At 57.9% G+C, this 18,803-nt stretch carries 8 protein-coding genes; all 8 read left to right on the plus strand.

All coding sequences use genetic code 11. The features are described from left to right. Nucleotides 1–945 carry a hypothetical protein gene (locus DW037_RS03965; RefSeq protein ID WP_117629811.1) on the plus strand — a complete coding sequence of 315 codons (945 nt, stop codon included), beginning with the start codon at nt 1–3 and terminating at the stop codon, nt 943–945. A 40-nt stretch (nt 946–985) separates the two neighbouring features. After that, nucleotides 986–11,695, plus strand: a complete 10,710-nt coding sequence (locus tag DW037_RS03970; RefSeq protein WP_118372859.1) for a hypothetical protein — start codon at nt 986–988, stop codon at nt 11,693–11,695. A 455-nt stretch (nt 11,696–12,150) separates the two neighbouring features. Next, on the plus strand, nt 12,151–12,546 hold the full coding sequence (locus DW037_RS03975) for a helix-turn-helix domain-containing protein (RefSeq protein ID WP_117800071.1): 396 nt from the start codon (nt 12,151–12,153) through the stop codon (nt 12,544–12,546). A gap of 180 nt (nt 12,547–12,726) precedes the next feature. After that, complete coding sequence (locus DW037_RS03980) at nt 12,727–15,609, plus strand: proton-conducting transporter membrane subunit (protein WP_118372860.1); 2,883 nt, start codon at nt 12,727–12,729, stop codon at nt 15,607–15,609. Nucleotides 15,610–15,621: 12 nt separating this feature from the next. Further along, nucleotides 15,622–16,242: an NADH-quinone oxidoreductase subunit B family protein gene (locus DW037_RS03985; protein WP_118372861.1), complete on the plus strand. Its 621-nt coding sequence runs from the start codon at nt 15,622–15,624 to the stop codon at nt 16,240–16,242. Next, nucleotides 16,242–16,961, plus strand: a complete 720-nt coding sequence (locus tag DW037_RS10595; RefSeq protein ID WP_158566567.1) for an NADH-quinone oxidoreductase subunit C — start codon at nt 16,242–16,244, stop codon at nt 16,959–16,961. The genes DW037_RS03985 and DW037_RS10595 overlap by 1 nt, the downstream gene beginning before the upstream one ends. 5 nt (nt 16,962–16,966) lie before the next feature. Then, the gene (locus DW037_RS03995; protein WP_117630031.1) at nt 16,967–18,055 is read left to right on the plus strand and encodes a nickel-dependent hydrogenase large subunit; all 1,089 of its coding nucleotides are present in this window, start codon (nt 16,967–16,969) and stop codon (nt 18,053–18,055) included. Between the two features lie 7 nt (nt 18,056–18,062). After that, nucleotides 18,063–18,404: a 4Fe-4S dicluster domain-containing protein gene (locus tag DW037_RS04000; RefSeq protein WP_055251494.1), complete on the plus strand. Its 342-nt coding sequence runs from the start codon at nt 18,063–18,065 to the stop codon at nt 18,402–18,404. Nucleotides 18,405–18,803: the final 399 nt, after the last annotated feature.

The following is an 18,803-nucleotide window of genomic DNA, read 5'->3' on the forward strand; positions in this document are numbered from 1 at the left end:
ATGGAGAAGCAAGAGAAACAGCAGGATGCCGAGCGCGAGCAGCTGGCAAAAAGCAAGAGCCTAGTCAAGAACAAGCTGGTTGTGGCGGCAATCGCACTTATTTGCGCCGTGGCGCTCGTGACGGGTGGCTACTTTACCTATTCCGCCTACACCGCCAACGGATTTCTAAAGTCCGTCGCCGCAACGGGCACTGCGCAGAGCCTATTTGCAAGCGATTTGCTCACGGGCTATATGAGTGCGCCTAGCCCCGACGAGCTCGCCCGTGCCCAGCGCTCCGTTACGGTGTATCCCAACAACGGGCAGTGCAACTTTACCTTTAGCATCTACAACTACTTGCTGGGCAACAGCAACTTCTGCAACGACAAAAATGTGACATACACCTTGACGGTCGAGGGGCACGGGCTCGATGGCGCCACGTGGAGCTATGCGCCCCAGCCCGGTAGCAGCGTCACGCTTCCGGAGAATCAACCTACCAAGAACGACTACACCGTGACGTTCCCTGAGGACAAGCTGGGACATGCCTACTTTGTGATTAAGGCCACGGTCGTATCGGAGAAGAGTCCCGGCACCGAGCTTACCTGCCTGGCGGCGAAAGTCGTGCCGTCAAAGAGGGCCGAGGTCAAGACCGCGGCGGTCGAGGGCGCGCTGGTCGATGAGGCTGGTAAGTTTACTGATTACGCTGCGTATAACTACCGCGTGACGGTCACGGGAGCACCGGCGAACGTCACGCTCACGTGGGGGGAGAACGTGGAGATCGACCCGTTCTTCGCGACCAACCATAGCGCGACGGTGGATGCTACAGCTCGCACGGCTACGTTCACCATGGAGCCGGGTTCGATGGTCGTCAACTTCTACCGAGCGGACGGCAAAACGCCTGGTGGCTGGGATGACCTGGGCATTAGCGCGAGCGGAACCACCCAAGCGGGTACGACGGAGACTCAATAACTCTGGCAGCAGAGTTTTTAGGATAAGAGGTACGGAATCGATGAGAACGGCAAAGCGCATACTCGCAGAGTTCATGACGGTGGTCATGGTGCTCCAGGCATGCTCGCCCACGGTGGCCGCTGTGGCGGCCGGCTGGCAGAACATCTCGAGCGAGATTGCCGCCGCGTCTGCGGAGGCATCGGACGCTGCCGAGAGCGGTGAGACCAACGGCGATGCCGCGACCGGGCCTGGGTCGAGTGATACTGGTGCCGCGGGTGACAGTGCCCAGGATGGCGCTGCGAATGGCGACGCCGCAACGGGCGATACCGTCGATAGTGCCACGGGTTCCGATTCCACGGGCGATCAGGCGGAAGGCGACGATGCGGCAGGGGATGCCGCCGCTGGCGATGCCGAGCAAGATGCCGATGCCGCGGTTTCGGAAGACGCTGAGGCCCAGGCCGATGCTTCGATTACAAATCTTGATGAGCTTGTCGACCTGCTCAAGGCGAACGGCGCGGAAAGCATCGTGTGCAAAGACGACAGGAGCGGAATCCAAAGCCTCAATGTCACGTTGTCGAAAGCGTTCGCCGTCCTGTCTAACGCCGACGCTTCGCTTTACTATGATGCGCAGATCAAGGTTATCATCACGGGCGATGCGAAGCTCACTGAGTCGGCTGATAACGGCATGTCTTTCCAGGGCCTTGGCAGCGATGAGCGTCCGTTCGAAGGCAGGATCTATAGGTCGCTGGACGATGATAGTCCCGTCGAGCTTACGACTGATCGGACGGTCTTTAATAACCTCAAGCTGTCTGGCCAAAAAAATAGGGTCAGGATAAAGTGGGTGGGCGCGACTAGCTATAGCGCGCCGATGGTCGCTTCGAAGGTCAGCGGTGCGGAAAACAGCGAAGAGAGCAAGGCGCTCATCGCGTCGGTTGACATCGCGGATCCCGTGAACGCTGATGTGAAGGACACGACTTCCGCCTTGACGGCACCTCTCCTGGGTACGACGACGGGCAACCTTACCGCGAACGTTACCTATAGCCTCACCCCCACCTGTTCCCGAAAGAATCTCAACGCGAATGCGACGGGCAACATTGGCTTGATTGCCAACACGGTCGAGAGCGGGACCTTGACGGTTGAGTCCGTCACGTTCCCCAACGATCTGGCCTCAGACGGAACCGTCAAAACGAGCTCTGGCAACGCTGGCCTGCTCGTAGGCGAAGTCAAGGACGGTGCGACCCTGAGTATCGGCGCCCTGACCAACGTTCCCACCACCACCGTCCAGTCCACAAACGGCTCCGCCGGCGGTGTCGTAGGCCTCGTTGGCTCGAGCGCAGGTGCCATGGTCAACGTCACGGAAGCTCTCGACCTACGCGCGCTCACCGTCAAGGGCACCACCGCCAGCGGCGGTTTTATTGGCAAAGCGACCGTGCTCACGCTGGGCGCGGATAATAAGCAGATTAGGTGTCCTCTAAATATTGGCGATGAGAACAGCGCTTGTTCTGGTGGCGTTATCGGCGACGTGAGCTTTGCGCAGGGATTTATCGTTAAGCCCAATATGTTCGACCTGGGCAACCTTGTGACACTTGGTGCGTCGCAGCGCGCCGGCGCTCTTTTTGGCATGGCCGATATCTCTAATGGAGACATCGTGGTGCAAGGCGGGGCGTATAAGAGCAAACTCGCCTTACCAGAAGATGTTAGTGTCAACGGCAGCTACGGCGGCCTTGTCGGCAAGGTGTTCGCGACGAAAACGGACGACAAAGGCGCTTTGCGTGCCTTTGTGGTCCAAAAGGATGCGGATAAGAAAACGTGCTCAATTGAGTTTGAACTTGCGGGCAAGCTGTCCGATACGGGCGGTGTTGTTGGCTATGTTGGCGATAACGCGGATTCCAATTCGCAGCCTGTCAATTCGCAGCCTGTCGCCGCTGTGCTCGACGGCGTGACGGTTACGTGCAAGGGAGTTGCTTCGGCACGAACGGACGCCGGAAAGTTCGGTGGCGCCGTGGGTGTTATCGACACGCGCAGCGTGCTCGACGTGCGCGATTTTACGCTTACAAGCGATAATGCCATTGGCGGTGCAGCAAACAATCGCGCGGCTGGTATTGCGGGCTCCGCACGGAATGCCGTAATCAAGTTCAGCGGCATCACAAACCTGTCGGGCGCAAGCTTTGCCGAGAACGCCACGACGGGTCAGCTTGTCTACGAGAACAACAACGCACTGATTTTCGCTGCCGGCGATGGCTCTAACGGTAACGTAACCGATGAAGGCGCTACGGGTTGGACCTATAGGCGCAGCAACAAGGCCTCGAAGACGGATGATATCGCGACCTATGGCGAAGTTATTCGCTTGGGCGATAAATTTATTACGCTTGACCCCAGCACTCACAAGCTGACCTTGCCGGCATCGTTGGCGCTGACTAACGGTGCCTACACCCTAACCTCTGTTGAGGATTTCGCCAAACTTGTAATCACCTGGCAAACCAACGGCTACTACTCCATGGTCGAGGGCGTTTCTGAAAACAACCCGAACATCTTGCAGTCCTCGACCATTACGGTGAACGGCACTATTGATCTCAAGGGCACGGGCCTGACGGGTTTCACGCAGGATCGTGCAGACGGCTCGCAAGTTTTCTCGGGAACGTTGAACGGTGGCGGCACAATCAATCTTGCCGTCGGCGAGGCGTACGGCAAGCGTGGTGAAGACGTGCTCGACGGCAATAACACGAGCAACGGCAACGGCAAAATCTACCGCCACGGCCGCTTGGGCTTGTTCGCGGCCGTCAACGGTGCAACCATCTCCAACGTCACAATCGCTGGCTCCATGAAGTTCGATAACGGTTCGGCTATCGATGCCGGGTCGCTTGCGTGTGCCATCGTCGGCAACCTGTCATTGTCTGGCGTAACGTGCAAAACGAATATCGCGTGCGATGATACGTTTGCCAATGACGTGAACATTGGCGGTATTGCGGGCAGCGTGCTGGCGGCTTCTACGGTTGCGTTTAAGGATAACAGCAAGGCTCAAGCGACCATCGCTGCAACTAAAACGCTTAACGGCAATAGTCGCATTGGCGGCGCCATTGGTTATGCGGGCGATTATGGCTCGTCATTCAATGTTGCGGGCCTCGAAGTCGCCGGATCAATCGAAACTGGCGATTGCGCCGGCGGCAAGATTGCCCAAGTCGGTGGTCTTATCGGCTGCATCGCACAGAGTACCTACAATGCAGGGACAATAGCCAACTCAGCTGATAAGTACGTGAACATTTCGGGCCTTTCGTTCAATTCATTCGAAATGAAAGTCGGCAGGAACGGCGATAAGCTCAATGGCACGGGTGGTTTCTTGGGTTATAGCTGGGGCAACGCGGTCGTAACTATCGGAGATGAGAGCATTAACAAGAATGAAAACTCTTATGCTCTGAAAACGACCAACGCTTCTATAACCGCGACTGCGGATGATTCCAAGGAACTCGGTGGTCTTGTATACGCCGCGAGCGGCCACTGGATTATCAACAACTATGCCATCGATCTCTCGGGCACAACCATTAATGCGGGCGCCGCTCAGACGCTCGGCGTTCTAGTTTGCCGCGGCTGCAAGGTGGATGATAAGACGACATATGGCGTCGAGAGCTACCTAGGCCTGTACTTGGAGGACAGGGCTTATTGGGATACCGCCTATAGGGTGCCCACCGGCGAGGGGGCCATCGTTGCGTCGGGCGTAACGTCCTTCGATGAATGGGTTGGCAGCGGTGTAAAACCAAACAACGGCAGCAAGCTCATGGACGCCGACTGGAACACGGTCGTTTCGCTACACACACAGAAAAACAAGCTGGACATGGACGGCGATTCCACAAAAGACAACAGCTACCATAATCGCTCGTCTTTCGGTCGAAGCCAGAATACGAACGGCAATACCCGCTACTTCTACAACCTCGACATAGCCTCTAAGAATTGTGAAGGCGGCTTTAGTGGCAGTCAAATCGATACAGCGGAAAAGCTGCTCTTATGGTCTGCTTACCGTTATGCTCCCGAAGGTATTCGTTCGACAATCGTTCCCAATGGCACGACAGGGCTCGATGATTCCATAACCATAACGGGTACAATCGATTTGGCCGGCTACAGCTATTATCCAACTCAGCCGAGCGGAGAGGTGACGGTTGAGAATGCGACCATTACCTTCTGTTACTCCAAGATCAAGGCCGAGCAGAATGGCAACAAGCTAAATTCCGATGCTACCCAGCACGAGAACATGCACTGCGGTCTTTTTCGAACGGTGGCAAACGGCGATCTCACAGTAAAAAACGTCACTTTGCGTGGTACTGTTGGGCCCGTTATTAATGACGGAAAGAGCTCTGAAGACACTGATGGAGCAAGCGGAAGCTCTTCGGGCGCGCTCGTGTGCCGCTACGTGTATGGGTCCAGCGACGGCAATGGCACCAAGATTAGAAAGATCTCAATTGATGGTCTTACGCTCAACAATCTGATTGTCGACGGCGCCAACAGCGCCACGGATGCTAACGCCTATATGCCTCTGCTCATCAACGAGATGCAGAAGTACGTGAGCCTGAACGCGAAGAATATCAAGACTACTGGGTACACGAGTGACACCAAGGCGGCTACGTCGCTGTTCGGAAAGCTTGGTGTAGGCAGTGAGGCCGATCAGGTGACGGCAAAGTTTGAGCAAATCAGCTTGCCCAGCCAAAAGAATAAAACGATCTTCACCCATGCGAGCCTGCTGGAGAGTTTTGGCTACGGAAGCACGAGCACGGGCTCTGCGGACTACACCTTTACTAAGGCCGATGCCGATGCCGGAATGGTGACGTACGGAAGCGAAATCGATGCCGAGAACAAGGAGTACTCGGGCAAGCAGCTTTGGTATTACGACGAAGCGACGTATGGTGCCGTGAGCGGCTATGTGACGGTTGATGGTAAGAAGGACGGTGACGTCAGGCCTTGGTTCGGTGACTACCTTCCTTATGTTTACAAGGGAAAAGCCACCGAGGATGGCGTCCAGTATCACGAAATTAAAGTCAACCAGCGCATTCCAAAGCTGGTAGAGGGATGCGGCACATATGGCGATCCGTATGCCGTTAAGGACGCGGCGGAAATGAACGCCATCGCCAACTATATCAACAACCAAACCGCGCTCGACGGCTGGGAGGTCACCATTGTCGTCGACCAGAGTACGCTCTGCAATCGCCGTAGAAACAACTCAAATGACAATGAGATTACGTACGTCTATAAGCAGGCGAACGACGCCGGGGAGAAGTGGGAGAAGAGGACCGGCGATAACGCCACTGATCATTCGGCCACGCTTTCCGACGATATGATGCACCGCTATATCCAAAGTGCGTACTACAGTATTGAACCTACCGAGGGCAATACGATTACTCTCGACGGCGCATCGTTTGGCGGTTTTGGAAATAGGGCCAACCCGTTTAGGGGCGTCATCGTTGGCAACTTTGGTAGTGATAATAAAAACGCAACCATCAAGATAGAGAATAACAAGGGTTCGCTTCGCGGCCTTATTCCCTATAGCTACGGCAGCGTTGTGCGCAGCCTCAACATCAACTATGTGAACGCGTCGGCGACTATTACTTATTCTGCCAAGGATTCCGACGGCGTTCCGACGGCGTTTTTCGGTGGCGTTATCGGCTGCATCCTTGGCGGCGATAACATTATCGACGGTGTGGCCGTGAATGGGACAACGCCCGATAACTCCACAACCGGCTTTACGGTTGCTGGTGGCGGAACTAAGCCACATCTTGTTCCCATCGGCGGTTACGTTGGTGCCATTGCGGGCGGCGGTGTGATCTTCCGCAATATGTCAGGGACGTCTTGGCGCGCTGGAACCAGCGACAAGTCTCAGGGTCTTGGAACGGGCAACTTCCGGCAGTACGACAATCCCTACGTTGGTCGTGTGATTGATGGCTATGCCTTTAGCGAGGGCTGCAAAGTCGAAAACGGTAACGCTAACTACAAGATCAACGAGCTCACAAAAAAAGGAACCTCCTGTGTCACCACCACAGGCACCGACAACAAGTACCTTGGCACTAACGCCGAGGCTCCTGTGACCATGGTAGAAAACGCCCAGGGCCTTTTGGTGCTCTCGGCCATTATCAGCTCGGGTGCGGGTGCTGGCGCGGCACATACCAACTACTCCAATAATGGCGTGTTCCGCGGTTCCAAGGCTTACTGGGGCAGCGATTCGCAAGACCCGGCGATATGCGGCTACCTGTTTGGCAACAAGGAATATGGCAAGGTACGGAATGCTAGCTACGCAAATGTGGGCAAGCCTGAGAGTGCTGCCGGCGATTTCGAAATCGCCAAAAACGACGACCAGAAGGCCCCCGGCAAGCAGGGGTGGCACGGCCCGCTTGACCATGATGACGATGTAAATTCGCCCTACCTGGTGGCGTCCTATGCTGCCGACTACCAAACGGGCTATGTGTGCGCGTCGAAATCGATCGGCATGAGCTTGGAGTTCAAGCAGGGCGACACCTACGATATGACCGGCTACGGCACGGGATACGTGGGCCTCAGTGGCCGTTACTATTCCAATGCTTGCAACTCGAACGAGGCGGCCACCGACCGCGACCGCATCACGCCGCACGTGGCCACGATCGACGGCAACGGGGCCACCATTACGGTGGGTACCAAAGGCGCCGCCTACGGCGTCGTCGAATATGCCGATGACGACTATAAGGTCTCGGGCGTGGGCGGCCTTTTCAGTACTGTGATGTTCACCTCAAGCTATGTCGCCCCCAGCGTCACCGCGAACGACGGCGCGCAGGTCAAAGACCTCACCTTTAGCAACTGCAACGTAGCGCTCACCTATATCGACACCAACGGCGAAGCCAAACCAGGAGGGGCGCCGAACGACCTTACCGGTGCCGGCCTTTTGGCGGGTGCAACGGCCAACTACGACGACGGCACGTGCGGCATCTACTGCAACGTGCAGATGAAGAACTGCACCGTGTCGGGCGCAAAGAGCGTAGGAGGGCTTCTTGGCAGCTCGGGCCGCGCCAGACGAACTACGCGCGAAGACAGAACCTATATGGTCGAGTTCAGTGACGGGTGGGGCCCCGCGTATCTCTATGACTGCTCATACACTGGCCTTAACGTCACGGGCGAGAAGAATGTCGGTGGCTATGTGGGTACGGTCGCCTCGGCGTGCGGTGTGTGGACAACCGCAGGCACAGGGGTAAGCGAGAAGACTGTTGCCGCGAACTCGACCATAACCGCCACGGGGACAACGCCCTACGTGGGCGGTGTGCTCGGCTATGCCAAATCAAGCGATATCTCGGTCAACACTAACGTCGGCACCACCGAAGCGGTCTCGTCGAGCAGCACGGCAGTTATCTCTGGGGTAAATGTGCTTGCTACCGGGGAGAACACCGATACGTGCATGGGCGCCGGCGGTGTGCTCGGAAGCGCCTATAGCGGAGTTATTTCTATGAGCAACGTGCGCATTGATGGCGGAGACGGCAGCAAGAATGCCCTCATCGGCGATGAGACCGGAAAGAACACGACCATCCGCAATGCGGGCGGCTTGATTGGCGAGGTTACGACCAGCATCTATAGATCCAACGTGTACTGGTTCGAGGGCTGCAGCGTCGAGAACATCGACGTTGCCGGCACCAACCAATGCTCAGGTGGGCTGATTGGCTACTTCTACAGCAACGATGGTATAACTTGCAACAATATCGCGATTGAGGGTGCTGCGATCAAGGGCAGCTGGAGCGGTGGTCTGCTCGGTGCGATTCACAACGGTTCCGACGTCATCAACGTCACCAACACAAGGGTATCCAACACCACGTTTGGCGGAACCTCCAACGGCGGCATTGCGGGCGACGGACGTGGCCAGTTCCATCTGGTAAACGTGCTTATGGATGGCAACACCTACAAAAAGGACGCTAAGCAGGGCGTGCTCTTGGGCGAGGTTGACACAGGGGATAATCGGTACAGCCTCTCCGCAGCAGGTGTGGACGTAAAGCCTGGCGACGGCAAGACCACGAGCGACCTGCCGCCGATGGTTTACACGACCAATGCGGCTGCGGTTAACAAGAAAACCTACATCGCGTTCGGCGACTATAAGGACACGCTGCGCGCGCCCGACGAGGGCACCACGCTCTACGGTGCGGACGATACCGCTACCACGGCGGCAAGCCCGTACGTGACCACGAGCCCCGTGAGCACGCTGGCGGTGCGTGCCTCCGACAACGACACCACCGACCGCTACCTGTTTGGCGACGGCGCCGCCATCGACACCGCGGCGACCATCCAGAGCGAGGCGGCTGCTGGCGTTGATGGCCGCTACACCTACACCAATATCGGCGGCATTAATGACAACGGCGCCTATCAAAATACCTCGAGCTACGATGCCTCATCCGTGGCGAGTAAGTTCAATTCGAATAATGATACAAGCAGCAACCAGGCCACAACAGATTTCCCCGTTTTGGTGATCTCTGGCAACGACAACACGACGGTCAAGAGCTATCTAAACATCGTCACGAACGGCGGCTTCTCCGACGCTTGCAGATTGAATAACGAGAATGGCACCAATCCGCACGTGACGGCCAAAGCAGAGGTGTTCCAACTCAAGGATGGTGTGTTCGTTAAGGACGATGACGCGTCGAACAATCCCACACTTCGTGTGGTGAACAACGGTAAAAAGAACATGTCGTTTAGCCCAAGCTCCGATTGGGACAATGGCAAAGGTCGCTTTACGCTCCTGACCGTTACCTTTACCGAGGCGGGTCAGAGCTACAACGTTCAGGTGCCGATCATCGTTAAGCGCAAGCTCGAGATCGATTTCACTGCAACGTATGATTACGGCACTCAGTTTAAAGAAAGAGACTACGCTAACCTTGGAAAAGATGCACACGTGCTTACGAGCTTTGGCGAGCCGATGACGGGTCTGCTTACCTGGACATACAATTCTGCTAATGGGAAGGAAGTCGACTTTGGCTGGGACAGCTATATGGCTGCCGGCGGCTCGATGAAGGGGCTCGGCAAGAGCATCCTCTTCAATGGTGCCGACGGAAGGTTGCCCCAGGGCACCCAGCTTACGCTCATCGATGCGAACGTTGATGGCAAGGCCGGTGGCAGAGAGTACCACTATACGGTGGGCGAAGGCGGAGCAACGAGCGTTTCCCTGAGCGGAAATGCGGGCTTTGAGGATTCTGCGGGCAATCCATATCAGGAGCGATGGCTGAGCGAGATTTTGGATGTGTACGCCGAAAAGGATGGCGCCGGCACATGGGCCGAGTGTAATAACGAGGCAGAGGCGACCGCTAAGGCGAAGATCGGAGACAAGTGGACGCTGTTTAAGGTTGCGGGCGCTAACGTTCCCAGCAACAAGCGGTATACGCTAAAGGTACCTAAGGAGAAGGATACCGGCAGAGAGAAGCGTGCATCGGAGAGCGTCTACCTAGTTGTCAACGTGCCCAAGTCGGGCGACGGCGTGACGCAAGCTAGTATCAACGGTTTTACGGCTTCGTCTATTGACTCGAATTCTTCGGGTGGCCGCATATCTTGGAATCTGCATCATGTTTTACGCACCGATGGCAGCGACGATATTCAAAACAGTACGGCATCGACATACAGCATCTTGTCCAATTATGAGCAGAATGTAGTCGACAAAAAAGATGGGGCGTGCATTCCGGTTTCGAAGTCGGAGGACGGTGCCGCCTACGTTCTTTCTCTCGATGTCATGGATACGGTTACGTTTAGCCCGAGCCAATACTATACAGAGAGCGACCATCTGTTCTATCAGCTCGATACATCGCTGTGTCGCTATGGCGCCAACAACAACCTAATGGGAGTAAGCAGTTTCCCGAGCGGAACTTCGGCAATTGCGAAGTTCTATGTTGCCATCGGCAATCAGAACTACAGGTGGAGTGGCAGCGATTGGGAGCCGTATGACGCTTCGACGCCTGCGTTTACACAGATTGTGACGGATACGGGTGATGACTCACTGAGGCTCACGCTCGACCATGACCTCGCCGGAATCCGCAAGATCGCAACGGACGGATCCTTTACCGTGCATACGGTGGTGGAAGAGATTCGCCTTACGCCGGACGGCTGCAACAAGGTTATCTCCCTGTCCAAGCAGTCTGGCGAGGACGCCTGTACCAAGATGTCCTATACTGCCAAGCTTTCGACGCGTAAGGAAGGCCTTAATACCTCGAGCCTGACGCAGACGAAGCCCGGTAACGTCGGGTACTATCGCATGGACACGGGTGATACGACCATTACGCTTTCTGCGCCAGATAAGTCGCAGCTTGGTATTAACGTGGACGACCTACGTCCGATCGCGAATGGCACGATTGGTCTGGGTGCCACGTATGAACTGGGTGGACTTAGCAACGCCGCCGAGGCAATTGCAAATGCCGACTCTGTTGTGTACACGCTCGAGCTGCAGCGCCGCGGAACCGACGGCACGTATGAGAGTGTAACGGATGATATCTCCAACTACGTAACAGTGACGGAGAGTAAGCTTGCCGCGGTCGCTCCCTCCGGTAGCACGATCACCTTCACTGACTCGAAGGAGAATGGCAAGTTCAAAACGCAGAACGGTAATACGACGTTTAGCCTGCCCTTTACCGTTAAGGTCAACACGCAGGTTGAACAGCGTGAGCAGTTCTACGCGAACTATCGCTTGGTGATGACAGCGAGCCTGGTTAAGGGTGACGTGGCGAGCGCAAAGCCTCAATCGCCCGACTATGTGACCTATACGCTCACGAGGGTGAACCTCAACGGCATCGACCACTAGTTCCGAAGCCAACTGGCTTCGCAAAGGGGGCGGCAACCACCCGGTTGCCGCCCCTTTTCTTGTTCTCCTGGCCTGCTGCTGCCCCAGCTTCCCACCTAGCTTTCCAGCTTTCCACCTTAGGTGGTAAGTTAAGTGGAAAGCTGGAAAGCTAGGTGGAAAGCTGGAAAGTAAGTGGAAAGTTGACATGTAGGTGCGGGCTGAAGAGGGGTTAATAATTACACAAACCATACCAGCCAAACAAAAAGATACCAATCTGGTTGGTAAAACACCGTCAATGAGCCGCGAGCTAACTAGCTGCGTAAATAAAACCTAAAGAACTGTTGCAAATTAATGGCAAATGCCCAGATAGCGAAATTGCGATTTTCAATTAACTGTTACGTGCAAACAGCAAAATGCTACTATCTAACATGCACGTAAGAAAGCAGATTAACGGTTAAGGCTAAGAAGTGGCAGGTATGTCAGAAGCAACTAGGACTCGCACGCATGCGCCCGAGGTCAGGCAGCGCGCCGTCGAGGTCCTCCAAGAGGGGGTCGGTCATCGTGCCCTCGCCGCGGAGCTCGGCATTCCCCAGGCCACGGCTCGTCAGTGGGCCCGCGCATACGCCGTGGGCGGTGCCGACGCCGTGCTTAACGCGGGTTCGCATCACCGCACGTATTCGTACGACGTCAAGCTCGCCGTGGTAAAGGATCGCCTGGAAAACGGCCTGACGGTTCGCGAGGCCATGATCAAGCACAAGATCCCCAGCGAGTCTTCGGTCAAGGCCTGGTGCCGCCAGTATCGCGAGAGCGGTGAGTCCGCGCTGGCCGATAAGCCGCGCGGTCGCAAGCCGCGCGTTAAAAAGGCGAAATAGCGAATGGGATGGTGCGCCCACAGGGGCGCATTTTTCTTGCCGCCCCTCTGCTCCAAAGCGGACGCGTCCTTGCCCCGTACGCTTAAAACTCCCCAGTTGACCGAAAACCTGCCGCCGCTACTCCTCAATTGAGCTATAACGTTAAACAATTGCAGCGTTTTTGCATGAGGGAGTGATGGTATGACGCTACTGTATTTCCTTACCCTGTTTCCGCTGGTACCGGCGCTGGGCATGCTGCTCGCGCACGGTGACCGCACCCGCGACGCGGTGGGGCTCATAGGCGCCGGCATCATTATGGCGGTGACAGTTGTAGTCGCCGTCATGTTTTTTGGTGCGGGTCCGCAGAGCTTTGAGGTTGCCCCCGGCACCTCGCATATGCTCTCGATCATCAGCTCCGCCATCGATGTCATCCTGTGTGCTGTCATCCTGTATAACGCGTACAAATATAGGAACGTGCTCACCACGGTGCTCGGCATAGTCCAGCTGGTGGGCTCGCTCGCCTTCGCTGCCATGACGCTGCCCGCGACCGAAGCCGTCACGGCGACACCGCTCTACCTAGACTACATGAGTGTGATCATGGTCCTCGCCATCGGCATCGTCGGCAGCCTGATCTGCGTGTACGCCTTGGGCTACATGAAGGACTTCCAGGCGCACGACGAGCACGAGGCCGCGCTGCGCGGGCAGACCGCGCCCGACCGTCGCCCGCAATTCCTGGCGCTCATGTTCCTGTTCCTCTCGGCTATGTTCGTCATCGTGATAAGCGACAACCTGGAGTGGCTGTTCTGCGGTTGGGAAATCACCACCGTGTGCTCGTTCCTTATGATTGGCTACACGCGCACGCCCGAGGCCATTAAAAACGCCTTTACCCAGATCATCCTCAACATGCTGGGCGGCATCGCGTTTTTGGCGGGGCTTATGTTCTTGCACGTTAACGGCATGCCGCTGACCATCTCGGGCATGATCGAGCTTTCCGGCACCGGAACCGCGCAGTCCGCGCTGCTGGTGATGCCGGTCATCCTGTTGTCGCTCGCCGCGCTCACCAAGGCCGCACAGATGCCGTTCCACACTTGGCTGTTGGGTGCCATGGTTGCACCCACTCCCACGAGCGCCCTGCTGCACTCGTCAACCATGGTCAAAGCCGGCGTGTTCCTGATGGTCAAGCTGAGCCCACTCTATGCCATCTACCCCGTGACCGGCTTTATGGTCACGAGTGTGGGTGCCATCACGTTTTTGCTCGCTGCACTCATGGCCATCTCGCAGAGCAACGCCAAACGCGTGCTCGCGTACTCCACCATTTCCAACTTGGGCCTCATCAGTGCCTGCTTGGGTGTCGGCGCGCCCGAGGCCGTATGGGCCGCCATCTTCCTGATCCTGTTCCACACGGTGGCCAAGTCGCTGCTGTTCCTGTGCGTGGGCACGGCCGAGCATCATATCGGCAGCCGCAATATCGAGGACATGGACGGTATGTTCAGCCGCATGCCGCACCTTACGCGTCTGATGATGCTGGGCATCATGGGCATGTTCGTGGCACCGTTTGGCATGCTCGTGTCCAAGTGGGGCGCCCTGGTGGCGTTCGCGCAGACCGGCAACGTGCTCATGATCATGGTGCTTGCCTTTGGCTCGGCCGCGACGTTTTACTTCTGGGGCAAGTGGCTTGCCAAGCTTTCGGGCGTCGACCCCACGGCTCAAAACGTTGAGGTCAATGTCCATAAGACCGAATGGATGGCCCTCAACACCATCGCCGCGCTGCTGATTCTTTGCTGCGTGGCGTTCCCGCTCATCTCGAGCGGCCTGGTGTCGCCTTACTTGGCCATGGTGTTTGGCCGCGTGCCGTACGTTATTGGCAAGGACTCCATGTATCTGATGGTGGTTATCGTGGCGTTTATCGCCGTGGTGCTGCTGACTTCATTCCGCGTGAGCAACAAACCGCACGTCAACGTGTACCTTTCGGGTGTGGGGACCGACAAATATCGCCATTTCCGTGGCTCGATGGGACACGAGGTGAAGGCCGAAAAGCGCAATTGGTACTCGGAGGACGCCCTTGGCGAGAAGCGTATTGGCCCCGCGGGTAGCGTCGTGTGTTGCAGCATTATCTTGTTTGCGCTGCTGTGTTGCGCGTGGATTGGGCCCGAGCGGCTTGCCATGAGCGCGCCCTCGGTGCTGCGCGGCAAGTATTTCGAAGGCTCGGGCGTCGTGGGCATTTTTATTGGCACCGTGGCGTTTGCTTTGCTGGCGCCGCTTGTGGGCGGCCTGATCGACGGCCTTGACCGTAAGCTTTCGGCTCGCATGCAGGGCCGCGTGGGTCCGCGTCTGCTGCAGCCCTTCTACGACGTTGCCAAACTGCTGCGCAAGGCCCCTGCCAGCGTAAACACCATGGACGATACCTATATGGCATGTGCGCTCATCTTTACCGTGGTAGGCGGCGGCATCTTTGTGTCGGGTTCCAACACGCTGCTGTGCGCTTTTATGGTGACGCTCGCCGCGATCTTTGTGGTGCTGGCGTCCGCCTCGACGCAAAGCCCGTTTGCGCAGGTCGGCGCCGATCGCGAGCTGCTGCAGGTTATGAGCTACGAGCCCGCCGTTCTGCTGATGAGCGTGGGCCTGTATCTTGCCACCGATAGCTTCGATTCCATTGCCGTGACGGGGCAGCCGGCCCCCATCATCGTGTACAGCGCACCCATTTTCCTTGCGCTGCTCGCGGTGCTTACCATCAAGCTGCGCAAGTCGCCGTTTGACCTTTCGTACTCGCATCACGCGCATCAGGAGATCGTCCAGGGCGTCGCCACCGAGATGAGCGGCGGCACACTGGCCAAGATGACCCTTATGCACTGGTGCGAGACCGTGCTGTTTTTGATGTGGGTGGGCATGTTCTTTGTCTGGGACAACCCGGTGAGCTGGGTGGTTGCCCTGGTCGTGATGGTCGCGACGTATTTTGTCGAGGTACTGATCGATAACACCTTCGCCCGTAGCACCTGGCGCAGCTGCTTTAAGCTCGGCTGGGGCGTGGCGCTGGTGTTTGGCCTGCTCAACCTTATGCCCATCCTCGTCGACGTGTTTATTTAGGAGGCGGCATCCATGGATCATAAAATGTCGCGCTCGCCGTGGGTTATTCATTACGACGGCTCGAGCTGCAACGGATGCGATATCGAGGTGCTGGCCTCGCTCACGCCGCTGTTCGATGCGGAGCGCTTTGGCGTGGTCAACACCGGCAACCCCAAGCATGCGGATATCTTTTTGGTGACGGGCTCGGTCAATGCCCAGAACCTGCCCGTCGTGCGCCAGATCTACAACCAGATGCTCGAGCCCAAGTGCGTGGTGGCCTGCGGTATCTGCGCATGCTCGGGCGGCGTATTCCGCGATGCCTATAACGTGATCGGCGGCGTGGACCGCGCAATTCCCGTGGACGTGTACGCGCCCGGATGCGCCATTCGTCCCGAGACCGTGATCGATGCCATCGTGGAGGCGTGCGGCATCCTGGACCAGAAGGAGGCCGTGATGCGCGCCGGCGGCGACCCGCTCACCGTGGGCGGTGCCGCTACCTGGGACGGTGGCGTTGAGCTGGGCGAGGACGGGTTTGTAGCTGCTGCAGGGGTCGGGGCTGATGGTGCCGGTGACGCGCCTGCCGGGAAGTCCGCCGCGCCCGCCGCTGGCGACGCATCTGCTGAGACGCTCGCCGCTGCAAAGGAGGCCGAGTAATGCAAAAGGCTATCTATACCACCGTCGGGATCGACGAGCTCCTGTCGCATGTCCAGGCGCTCAAGGGCGTCGGCGCGCGCTTTGTGCAGATGCACGCCGAGCGCAACGTCGACGACGGCTCGTATCGCTTGGTCTATACGTTTATCAACGTCCGTGCTGCTCAGGAGCATATTGCGCAGGACGGCAGCTATGCGATCGAGAACCTGGTGGTCGAGGGCATCGACCAGTACCAGGAGATTCCGTCCATCAGCTCGTATTACCCCGCGGTGTTCCCGTTTGAAAATGAGGCCCACGACCTGTTTGGTCTTGCCATCACCGACATGCAGATCGACTTTAAGGGCTTTTTCTACCAGGTCTCGACTGCCGAACCCATGAGCGTCATCACGCCCGAGGTGAAGGCTGCGCGCGAGAAGGCCATGAAAGTCCGCGCGGCCGCCGAGGCCAAGGCGCGCAAGGCCGCGGCCGAGAAGGCCGCCGCGGCTGCGGCTGCTGCGGGGGAGGGTGCCGCGGGTGCCGGCGATGCTGCGGGCACTGCCGCTGCTCAGCCCGCTGCTGCTGCCGGCTCCGATGCCCAGCATGACGATGCCGCTGCGAAGGCCGCGCTCAAGGCCGCCGAGATGGAGGCAAAGCTCGCCGCCATGGATCCCGAGAAAGCGGCCAAGGTCCGTGCGGCGCTTGCCGCCAAGGCCGCCCGCGACAAGCAGAAAAAGGAGGCGTAAGGTCCATGGCTCATCGCTCCGTAATTCCGTTTGGCCCGCAGCACCCGGTGCTGCCCGAGCCGCTTCATCTGGACCTGGTGATCGAGGACGACCGCGTCATCGAGGCAATTCCGCAGATCGGCTTTGTGCACCGCGGACTCGAGAAGCTCACCGAAAAGCGCGACATGCACCAGTTTGGCTACATCGCCGAGCGCATCTGCGGCATTTGCGCCGTGGGCCACAGCTACGGCTATGCCAGCGCCTGCGAGCGCATGCTCGACATCGAGGTGCCCGGCCGCGTGCAGTATATCCGCACTATTTTGCACGAGCTTTCGCGCATCCACTCGCACCTGCTGTGGCTGGGCCTGCTCGCCGATGCCTTTGGCTTCGAGGCGCTGTTCTATCGGTCGTGGACCCTGCGCGAGCAGATTCTCAAGATCTTCGAGAGCACGTGCGGTGGCCGCGTGATCCTTTCGATTAACGAGATCGGCGGCCTAAAGCACGACATTGAGGACTCCGAGCTGGCTGGCATTGTCCAGACGCTCGATGCCATGCGTCCCGACTACGAGGCCCTGGTGCATACGTTTTTGGACGACGTCAGCTGTGGCGAGCGCCTGCATGGCGTGGGCGTGATCAGCAAGAAGGACGCGCTGGATCTGTCGATGGTCGGCCCGTTTGGGCGCGCCTCGGGCGTGGACTACGACGTGCGCATGTTTAGCGACGGTGCCTATGCGGACCTGGCTGCGTTTGAGCCGGTTGTCGCCACCGATGGCGATTGCTATGCCCGCTGCCAGGTGCGCTGTGCCGAGGTCACGCAGGCCATGGACATCATTAAGGAGCTTGTGGGCAAGATTCCGCACGACGGGATCGGCGGGCGCACCAAGCTTACGCCGGCCGACGGCGCACGCGGCGAGGTTGTGATTGAGCAGCCGCGCGGCGAGGCGTATTACTATGTGCGCGGTAACGGCACCAAGAACCTGGACCGCTTCCGCGTGCGCACGCCGACGTCGCAGAACCTGGCGGGTCTGACACATGCGCTGCAGGGCGTGCTCCTTGCCAACGTGCCCATGATTATCCTGACCATCGACCCCTGCATTAGCTGCACGGAAAGGTAGGCGCGGCATGAGTTTGCTGACATTTGCCAAGACGGCCTTGGGTTCTATGGTCAAGCAGCCGGTAACGGTGTGCTATCCGCAGGAGAAGCTCGCGGCACCCGAGCGCCTGCGTGGGCACATCGTTAACGACATGGACGTGTGCATTTGCTGCGGCATGTGCGCGCGCCGCTGCCCGGCGGGCGCGCTCGCGGTCGATCGCAAGGGAGGAACGTGGTCGATTGACCCGTATGCCTGCGTGGTATGCGGCGAGTGCATCGAGAGCTGCCCCAAACACTGCCTGACTATGGACACCGCGCGCACTCCGGTCGCGGCGGACAAGACCCCCACGGTAGAAACCAAGCCGGAATAGCGCTGGAATTGAGCTGGAATAGGGGCCGGTGGGGCAAAATTGCCCCACCGGCCCCGCGCTTAAACGCGCGGTTGGGCCGTCGCGAACAAAACTATGCCGGATTACGGGGCTGGATAGCGAACCTCCGACCATATCGAAAACCAAGATAATAAAACCGCAGGTAGACTGCTTGCTGTTTTTCAAAAATAGGGGGTATGGATGAGGGCTCCGACTTTAGCTCCGTAATCCGGCGTAGTTTTGGAATGGCACCATATCCGTAACAGCCTTTGATCTCCCGTGGACAGAGGGAAACGGATCATTTTGGCCTTGCGAGGGCTGCCGCGTGACCCGTCTGCCACGAAATGGGCCCATCTACTACGTTTAGACGGCAGCCCTCGACCACGGCAAGTAATGTGAAAT

Origin of the sequence: Collinsella sp. AF39-11AT (assembly GCF_003474585.1) — a bacterium.
Lineage (GTDB): Bacteria > Actinomycetota > Coriobacteriia > Coriobacteriales > Coriobacteriaceae > Collinsella.